At 65.2% G+C, this 9488-nt stretch carries 3 protein-coding genes and 1 rRNA gene; all 4 read right to left on the reverse strand.

What is annotated here, in order from left to right:
• Positions 1–19 precede the first annotated feature (19 nt).
• Positions 20–2095 carry an exodeoxyribonuclease V subunit alpha gene (gene recD / locus HP547_RS06710; RefSeq protein WP_172285835.1) on the reverse strand — a complete coding sequence of 692 codons (2076 nt, stop codon included), beginning with the start codon at positions 2093–2095 and terminating at the stop codon, positions 20–22.
• Positions 2092–5766, reverse strand: coding sequence for an exodeoxyribonuclease V subunit beta (gene recB, locus HP547_RS06715; RefSeq protein WP_172285837.1), 3675 nt, complete (start codon positions 5764–5766; stop codon positions 2092–2094). Before recB ends, recD begins: the two co-directional genes overlap by 4 nt.
• Positions 5763–9239: an exodeoxyribonuclease V subunit gamma gene (gene recC / locus HP547_RS06720; RefSeq protein ID WP_172225763.1), complete on the reverse strand. Its 3477-nt coding sequence runs from the start codon at positions 9237–9239 to the stop codon at positions 5763–5765. The genes recB and recC overlap by 4 nt, the downstream gene beginning before the upstream one ends.
• 148 nt (positions 9240–9387) lie before the next feature.
• A 5S ribosomal RNA gene (gene rrf / locus HP547_RS06725) occupies positions 9388–9488 on the reverse strand; the annotation flags it as partial.

Below are 9488 nucleotides of genomic sequence, written 5' to 3' on the forward strand. Positions count from 1 at the left end.
CAAGCCCGCTGCTGCAGGATCAGACCTGTTCAAGCATCAACCCGGATATACGCCGCACCTTGCGCGCCACTGCTTCTTCGAAAATCCCCTGGCGTGGTTCGATCAGGCTGAAGCAGTGCTTGGCGCGGGTGATACCGGTGTACACAAGTTCCTTGGTCAGTACCGGGTTCAGTGCATCCGGCAGCACCAGCGCGGTATGGCTGAATTCCGAGCCCTGGGACTTGTGCACGGTCATGGCGAATACCGTTTCCACTTCGTTCAGCCGGCTGGGCAGGACAAAGCGTACGCCTCCACTGCCATCGTTACGCGGGAAGGCCACCCGCAGCAGCGGTTCGCCGCGCTCATCCGGCAGGCGCAGGGCGATGCCGATGTCGCCGTTCATCAGCCCCAGGCCGTAGTCGTTACGGGTCACCAATACAGGCCGACCTTCGTACCAGGGCTGCTGGCTGTCGATCAGCCCGGCTTGGTGCAGCACCCGCGCCACCCGCTCGTTGAGGCCTTCGACACCCCAGGCCCCCCGACGCACCGCGCACAGCAACTGGAAATCCTCGAAACCGTGCAGCACCTTGGCCGCCCACTGCTCCCACGCAGGGTCGTCAAACGCGCTATCGAGTGCCGGCCGATAGCGCCCCAGGGTGCGCAGGTAGCTGCTATAACCCTGCGGGCCTTCGCTACCCCGATTGAGGCCATCGAGCAGCAGGCGGTCGAAGGCGCGATCCTGCTCGTGCTTGAGCGCCACGCTGTGCACGTCGGGCGGGGGCATTGCCAGCAGGTTGCGCGCCGCGGAGGCGTCCTGGCGGTTGACCAGCCGGGCTAGCTGGCCAATGCCGCTGCCTTCGCCGAAACGTCGGGAAAAACGCAGCATCACCACCTGCTGTGCCAGCGGGTTGCGTTGTTCATCGCCAGACTTGAGGCCACTGCCTGCCAAGGACTCGCCGCCGATATGCTCCAGCCACGCTTCGGTCGCAGGCGAATAACAGCCCTCTTCGGCATCCCGGCACAAGTCACCCAGCACCGCGCCGGCCTCGACCGAGGCCAGCTGGTCCTTGTCGCCCAACAGCACCAGGCGCGCCCGGGGCGGCAGGGCATCGAGCAGGTTGGCCATCATTTCCAGGTCGATCATCGAGGCTTCGTCGACCACCAGCACGTCCAGCGGCAGCGGGTTGCCAGCATGGTGGCGGAAATGCCGCGAGCCTGGTCGGCTGCCGAGCAGGCGGTGCACGGTACTGACTTCGGTGGGGATGTGGCTGCGTACCTCACTGCTGACCTGCAGGCGCTCGACCTGCTGGCCAATGGATTCGGTCAGGCGCGCCGCCGCCTTGCCGGTCGGCGCCGCCAGACGAATGCGCAGCGGCCTGCCCTGCTCCACCGCTGGCGCTTGCAACAAAGCCAACAGGCGCACAACGGTAGTGGTCTTGCCGGTGCCGGGGCCGCCGGTGATGATGCTGAACCCGGCGCGGGTGGCGAGCGCACAGGCGAGTTTCTGCCAGTCCACCTGGCCTGCTGGGGCACCACCTTCGAACAACTGTGCCAGGCGGCCCGGCAGGTCGGCGAGCGGCGCTTCGGCCTGGGTCAGACGCTGGCGCAGGGTATGGTCGATGCGCCGCTCGTAGCTCCAGTACCGGCGCAGGTACAGGCGCTCGCCGCTAAGCACCAAGGGCCGGGCCTGCTGGCCAGGGCTGTCGCCGGTGGCTACCAGCGGGCTGGTGCCGATGCGCTTGCGCCAGGCGTTCAGGTCCAGATTGGCCAGCAATTGCGATGGCAGCAGCAAAGGCCCGGTCAGAGCGTCGCCTTCGGGCGGCAATGACAGGGCGAAGTCAGGCTCGGCCAGGGTTTGCTGCAGGTCCAGGCAGACATGGCCGTGCCCCAGTTGGTGGCTGGCCAGTGCCGCCGCCAGCAGCAGCAAGGGGTCACTGCCGGGGGCCCGCTCTTCCAGGAAGGATACGAACGCCCGGTCCAGGGCCCGCAGCCAGCCTCGCTCCACCCAGCGGTCGAGCAGTTGCAGGAGGTCACCGCTGTCATGCTGTGGTTTAAGCGCAAGCAGGTGCTCGGCGCTCAAGGGAGTGGGCAACAGGTCGACAAGGCTACGGCTCATGGCGCGACTCCGGCAAACAGGTCCTGCTGCGTGGGCGGGTGCTCGCCACGGAACAGCGCATCAAGGGTTTCGATCAGCTCGCGCGGTGGCTTGGCGTGATACACACCGTGACCACTGCTGCTGGCACCGCGCAGGAAGATGAACAGGGCGCCGCCGACATCGCGGTCGTAGTCGTAATCCGGCAGGCGCGCGCGCAACTGGCGGTGCAGCGCCAGCAGGTAGAGCACATACTGCAGGTCGTAACGATGCTCGAGGATGGCCTTTTCCATGGCCATGGCATCGTAGGCCTGGATGTCCGGGCCCAGCCAGTTGGACTTGTAGTCGGTCACGTAGTAGCGCCCGTTCAGCTCGAACGCCAGGTCGATGAACCCTTTGAACATGCCGTTCAGCACCGTCGGCAGCGCGGCAGGGCGCGCCAGGCCGGGGTGAGTGTGACGGGCGACCAGGCGATCGAGTTGTTCGGCGTCGACCTGGTGGCTGGCGAACCAGAACTCCATTTCGATCTGGTAATGACGCAACTGCCCGAGGGTTACGCACGCGTTGTCGCCCGGCAACGGCAGCGCCTCGCCCAGCAAGCGTTGCATCCACTCGGTCAAGGTGGGAATCCAGCCGGCCCAGTCACGACGGTTGCAGCGCTGGCCAACGGTTCGCTCGATCAACTGCGCATTGCCGCTGACCTCGCTGAACCCTTCGCGGCCGGCCCATTCCAGCAAGCCATGCAGGAAGGTGCCGGGGTTTGGTCCACGCGGGAAGCGGTGGATATCGCCGCTGTCGGCGGGGACCTCGCGCAGCACCTGGGCATCGACCACTTCGTCATCTAGCAACTGCTGTGCCTGCGAGCTATCGGCACCGAGGGCCTGATCGCCGACGCGCAGGGCACTGTACGAAGCGATCCACCAGTGCTCGGCTGCGGCGCGACGCGGTTTGCGGGCCGGCAGCAGTTCACGCTCGGCGTGTGGCATGCGATACAGCTGTTCATCGGCCTGCGGCAGGCCTGGGCAAGTGATGTACGGGCAGGACGCCGCCAATGCTTGCAACCATTCCTTGAGTTGTTGCGAGCCGGTCAGCGCAAGGCCCCCACCGAGCAGGTAGCCGAACGCCGAGCGGTGCAGTTGCGAGCTTTTCTGATTACCCCGCTTGAGGTCGGCAACGCCCAGCCAGCAGGCATGCTGGGCACGGGTCAGGGCGACGTAAAGAAGCCGCAGGTCTTCGGCCAGGCGCTCGTCATCCGCACGCTCGATCTGTTGCTGATTCGGGGTGAGTGTCAGGTGGGCGTTGCCTTCGCTGTCGTGCCAGGCCAGCGGCAAGCGGCTGCCGTCCACCGGTTTACTGGTGCAGATGAACGGCAGGTAGACCAGGGGGTATTCCAGACCCTTGGATTTGTGGATGGTGACCACCTTCACCAACTGCTCGTCGCTTTCCAGGCGCAGGATCTGCTCTTCGCCAGCCTGTCCGGAACTGGCCAGGTGCTCGGCCAGGTGGCGGATGAGTGCCTGCTCCCCGTCCAGCTCACCAGCAGCCTGTTGCAGCAGCTCGGCCAGGTGCAGCAGGTTGGTCAGCACCCGCTCGCCATCACTGCGGCGGATCAGTGTGCGTGGCAGCTCGAAGTCATGCAGCAGGTGCCGCAGCATCGGCAACACACCTTGGCGCTGCCAGGTGTCACGGTAGTGGCGAAAACGCATGACCCAGCCTTCCCAGACACGCTCGTCCTGGTTCAGCCGGTCCAGCGCCGCCAGCGACAAGCCTAGCGTAAGGCTGGCCAGGGCGGCCTTGAGCAGGCGCTCCGAGTCGGGCTCGGCGCACGCCTTGAGCCACGCCAGCAGGTCGTGAGCTTCCTGGGCGGCGAACACCGAGTCCTTGTCGGACAGGTACACACTGCGCACGTCACGGGCCGCCAGCTCAGCACGGACCATCTGCGCTTCGTGGCCATCGCGCACCAGGATGGCGATGTCCGAGGGCAGGCACGGGCGCAGTTCACCCTCGCCATTCTGGAAGCCTGCAGTGCCTTGCTGGCCGCCGTTGAGCAGGGCGACGATATGGCTGGCACAACTGGCGGCCAGTTTCTGTCGGTAGACGGTGCTGGAGACCGGCTCTTCGCTTTCCAGCTGCCAGCATTGCAGCGCTGCACTGGCCACACCGTCGATCAGCAGATGCTCGCCACGGCCTTTGGCGCGCACCTCGATGAACGGCAGCGGGTTGTCATCCGTTTCGCGGAACAGGAACGCACCCCGCCCAGCTTCACGCGCCTCGGCCTGCAGGAACACCTGGTTGACTGCCGCGACCATGGCCTTGCTGGAACGGTAGTTGGTGCCCAGGCTGTGCAAACGGCCGCTGGTGGCGCGCCGCGCGGCGAGGTAGGTGTAGATGTCGGCACCGCGGAATGCGTAGATCGCCTGCTTGGGGTCGCCGATCATGAACAGGCCGGTTTGCGCACGGTTTTCACTGATCTGGTAGATGCGTTCGAAAATGCCGTACTGCACCGGGTCGGTGTCCTGGAATTCGTCGATCAGCGCGACCGGGAACTGTTCGCGAATCAGGCTGGCCAGGCGCTCGCCGGCGTCACTTGCCAGGGCGTGCTGCAGGCGCACGAGCATGTCGTCGAAACCCATTTCCGCACGCCGACGTTTCTCCACTTCAAAGCGTGCCGATACCCAGTTGGCAGCATGCTCCAGCAGGGGGGCATCCGGGCTGTCCAGGGCCTGCAATTGTTGCTGCAAGGTCTGCATGGCGTCGAGGGCCGGGTGCTCGGGTGGCGTGCCCTTCCAGGCTTCGGCCATGCCCGCAGGGGTCAGGCGGGTGAAGCCGGTGCCCAGGTCGAGTTCAGCGACTTGCTCATCGCCGGCCCAGGCGCAAAGTTTATCGAACCAGGGCTCGAAGTAACGGGCCTGCATCTTGCGGCCATCCACCTGCTTGGCGGCCAGCGCATCGCGGCAGATCTGCCGCAGCTCTTCTGCCCACAGCGCCCAGGGCGCCTTCAGCCGGGCCAGCTGCTCACCACGCTGCTGCAGCGATGCCTGAATCAGGGCGGCGGGCTCGGGCCCATCCTGCCCACTGCGTACCCGGCCGAACAGTGGGCGGATCCGCGGCAGCAAGGCATCGGGGCTACCCCAGTGGCCACGCACCCAGGCCAGTGCATCGCCTTGCATGCCGTAGCAGAAGCGCCGCCAGTAATCACGCATGACCTGGCCCAGCAGCTCGCTGTGATCGGTCTCCAAGGTCTGGGTGAACAGGCTGCCGCTGTCGAAGGCGTGTTCGCGCAGCATGCGCTGGCACCATCCGTGAATGGTCGATACCGCTGCTTCGTCCATCCACTGCACCGCGACCTCCAGGCGGCCAGCACAGCGCGGCCAGGATTCGTGCGGGTAATCGTCACGCAGCTGGTGCAGCAGCGGATCGGCGATTTCCAGCTCGCCCCGGAAGAAGCGCGCGGCCTCGGCCAGGCGGGCACGAATGCGCTCGCGCAGCTCTTTGGTGGCGGCGTCGGTGAAGGTCACGACAAGGATCTGCGGTGGCAGCAGCTCACGCTCGAAGCCTTGCTCGCCGCCGTGGCCGAGGATCAGACGCAGGTACAGTGCCGAAATGGTGAAGGTCTTGCCTGTGCCTGCGCTGGCCTCGATCAGCTGGCTGCCATGCAGGGGGAAACTGAGTGCCAGGGGACGGTCCTGGGTCATGCGCCTTTCTCCGGGTTGCCCAGGGTCTGCCAGGGGGCGTTGAACAACGGGCGGTACAGGGTTTCACACCAGCCTTCGAAGGTTTCGTCGGCGGTGAGCGCAGCGAAGTCGGGGTATTGGCGCGCCAGGGCGATGCTCTCGCTGCGCTCGCCGAAGCTGGTGCGCTCGTCCCCCTCGTAGGCGCGGGCTGCTGCGGCCAGGGCTTTGTCGGCATCGTCCTGGGCCAGCCAGGCAAAGGCAGTCTTGACGGCGACGGGCAACGGCGCGTTCATCGCCGCCTGACGCGCCACAAGCAAATCGCCCAGCAGTTGCGCCGCCTGCTCTTGCGCCACCGGCGCAAGCAGCAGGGTAAGGTCACTGGCCACCAGCGCGCTGTTGTAGCGGTAGCCAGCTGCGCAGGCCGCCAGGTGCGTGACCCAGGGCGCGATCAGGCGGTGCCACTTGAGGTTGTTGCGCCCCGCGCTGATGGTATTGGGTACTGTGGTAATGCTGAGCAGGCTCTGGTCATCGGCCTGGAACACCCGGCCCAGCCAGCCTTCGAGGCGGTGCTGAGCGTGCGCGAAATGCACCGGCAATGCGCCCTCCACCAGCTGTGGCCAGCGTTGCAGCAGCTGCTGATGACGTTGCAGCAGGTCGGGCAAGGGTTCGATCAGCTCGCGCTGCAGCAGTTCGCCGAAACCGGCCAGGGGCAGCAAACCACAGGCCTGCAGGCGCCTGGCCTGGGCCTGCAGGGCTTGCTCGGCCTGGTCAGGCTCGGCCAAGGCTGCCACCAGCAGGCTTTCGCTGGCGCCGTAGCGTTGCAGGGTGTCGAGTACGAAAGGTTCTTCGTCCGGGGTCGGTGCCGCCAATGCTTCGAAGTATACCTTCAGGCGCTGACTGAAGAAGTGCCGCACCGGGTGGCGCAAAAAGTCATTCAGCTGGGTCAGGCTCAAGGCTTCATCGTCGTGATAAGGCGGCAGGCCGGGTTCGCCCTGCTGCTCCTCGCCTTGCCGGTGCAATACCTGCCATTCGTGGGCAAAGCTGAATAGCGGGCTGCCCTTCTGGAAATACCGAGGGCTGAACGGCTGCAGCGGGTGTTCCTGAGTCAGGGCGTGCAACAGCTGCTCGCCCTGCTCTACTGGCTGCCCCTGTTCTGTACCCGCGAGGTACCAGCCAGCAGCGATGTGATCGCGCAACTGACCGATCAATACCGACGCCGGGCGTTCGCTGTTGTCGCGGATACTGCGCCCGACCCAGCTGACGTACAACTGGTCACGTGCGGACAGCAGCGCTTCAAGCAGCAGGTAGCGGTCATCCTCGCGGCGCGAGCGGTCACCTGGGCGGTAATCGCTGGCCATGAGGTCGAAGTCCAGCGGTTGTTGGGCACGGGGGTAGTCGCCATCGTTCATGCCCAACAGGCAGACCACCCGGAACGGAATGGCGCGCATCGGCATGAGGGTGCAGAAGTTGACCGAGCCTGCGAGGAAACGCTGGGACAACTTGCCTTGGTCAAGACCCGACAGCCAGGCTTCGCGCACGACGGTCAGTGGCAGTGGATCTTGCAGGCCGACGGTCTCGCACACTTCAAGCCAGCTGTCGCGCAGATCCTGCAACTGCATCAACAGAAACTCGTCGCGCTCGCCCTCGGCCAGGAAGAATACCTGCAGCAAGGCATGCAAGCGCTCACCCCACTGGCTTACGGTCGCGGGCTCGGACAACGCCTGGCAAGCCACTTCGAGGGCGTCGAGCAGCGCGACCAGTGGGCCGATCAGTGCCGCATCAAGGCCACCGATCTCATCATAGGGTTCGATGCCATCACAGGCTTCGCCGACACCTACGGCGTAACCCAGCAACATTCGCCGCAGGCCGAACCGCCAGCTGTTCTGCTCGAGCCCGCCAGGCAGGCCCAGGCTGGCCCGCTGCTCGGCGTTGAGCCCCCAGCGAATGCCCGCGCCCTCGATCCATCGATGCAGCGTGGGCAGGTCGCTTTCACGAATGCCGAAACGAGCGCGTACTGCGGGCACGTCCAGCAGGTCTAGCACTTCGCTGACCGCGAAGCGGCTGTCTGGCAGCTTGAGCAGGTGCTCCAGAGCAATCAACAAAGGCTCGCGGCCGCGCTGGCCCTGGTCGGTCAGGGTGAACGGGATGTAGCGCGGGTCGTTGCGCTGCAACTGCCCGAACACCGCGCGAATATGCGGTGCATAGGTGTCGATGGCCGGCAGCATGACGATTACGTCACGCGGGCGCAGCGTGGGGTCGGCACTGAAGCGGGCGAGCAACTGGTCGTGGAGGATTTCCACTTCGCGCTGCGGGCTGTGAGCGATGTGAAAGCGCACCGAGCGGTCTTGCTTGGTATCCACTGGCGGCCACAGCTCGCGGGTCTCGGCAAGCGGGCGCAGTTCGAGGATGTCGTCCTGCAACTGGTTGAGCAGAGTAGTGGGCGAACCGTCGCTGAACAGGTCGATACGGCCATCGCTGAACACGCCCTGGTAACTACCGGGGTCGTCGTAGCTGTCGAGCAGGTTGATGTAGTCGCGGCCTTGCTTGCCCCAGGCGGCCAGCAACGGGTGAGCATGCTGGTGCAGCGACTGGTCATCCAGCTGCAGCGGCATGCCCTGCTTGCGTTGCTGGCGTTTGTACTGGTGCCGCAGCAGGTCCTTGTCTGCAACGATATCGGCCCAGTGGTGGCGGCAGGGGTTATGCACGCACAGCAGTACCTGGCTGAACCGAGCCAGCCCCGCCAGTGCTTCCAGGGCCTGGGCTGGCAGCGAGGAAATGCCGAACACTATCACCCGCGATGGCAGCCCTGCAGGCGCCTGCTCCAGGCTGTTGATACGTTCGATGAAGCGCTGGTGCACCCCGGCGCGGCTCTGGGCCATGCCCTGCTCACCGACGTCGTCCAGCAAGGCCCGCCACAGTTCGGCCTGCCAGCGGTTCCCCGGTGGCAGCGGTTTGCGCTCGCCACGAGCGGTGTTGAGGAAGTGCTGGCCAGCGGCCCAGTCCTTTAGCCAATCGGCGCGGTAGACCTGATACTGGTCGAACAGGTCTGCCAGGCGCTCACTGAGCTGGTAACGCTTGCGCAGGTCGCTGTCGTCGGTGAGGAAACGCCGCAGCGGCTCGAAATGCGGGCGTTCGATCAAGGCCGGAAGCAGACGCATCAGGCGCCAGGTGAGGGGAGCTTTGTCGAGCAGGGATACCTCGGGGATTTCCTCCCGGCCCAGCACGCCACGATACAGCTGCCACATGAAGCTGCCCGGCAGTTGTACATCGATCGCAGCAGCAATCCCGCAGCCACCCAGGTCACCTTCCAGCGGGTCTTCGGCCAATGCCAGCTTGAGCCATTGGGCGATGCCGTTGCTCTGCACCAGGGCGATCTCATTTTCCAGCGGCGCCAGCGGGTAGCGACGCATCCAGCTCACCACCAGGCTGCGCAGGTCATCCAGGCGGTTGCCGTGGACGATCATGAAGCCGGGGTGGAGGTTGGTAGTGGCCATTGAGCATTCCCTGGAAGGCGGTGGATTCTGATGCGGAACCATATCACGGGGCATCGCTGGGGCCATGGCACGCATGTAGACAAAACTTTTCCAGCGGAAAAGACAAAACCCCTACCTGCATACGCAGATAGGGGTTTTGCGAAATGAATCTTGACGATGACCTACTCTCACATGGGGAGACCCCACACTACCATCGGCGATGCATCGTTTCACTACTGAGTTCGGGATGGGATCAGGTGGTTCCAATGC

Source organism: Pseudomonas sp. CM27, assembly GCF_013179515.1.
In the GTDB taxonomy this organism is placed as follows: Bacteria; Pseudomonadota; Gammaproteobacteria; order Pseudomonadales; family Pseudomonadaceae; genus Aquipseudomonas.

Bases quoted from the DNA above. Each gene is read 5' to 3' on its own strand.
- recD (WP_172285835.1), bottom strand. From the start codon at position 2,095: ATGAGCCGTAGCCTTGTCGACCTGTTGCCCACTCCCTTGAGCGCCGAG.
- recB (WP_172285837.1), bottom strand. From the start codon at position 5,766: ATGACCCAGGACCGTCCCCTGGCACTCAGTTTCCCCCTGCATGGCAGC.
- recC (WP_172225763.1), bottom strand. From the start codon at position 9,239: ATGGCCACTACCAACCTCCACCCCGGCTTCATGATCGTCCACGGCAAC.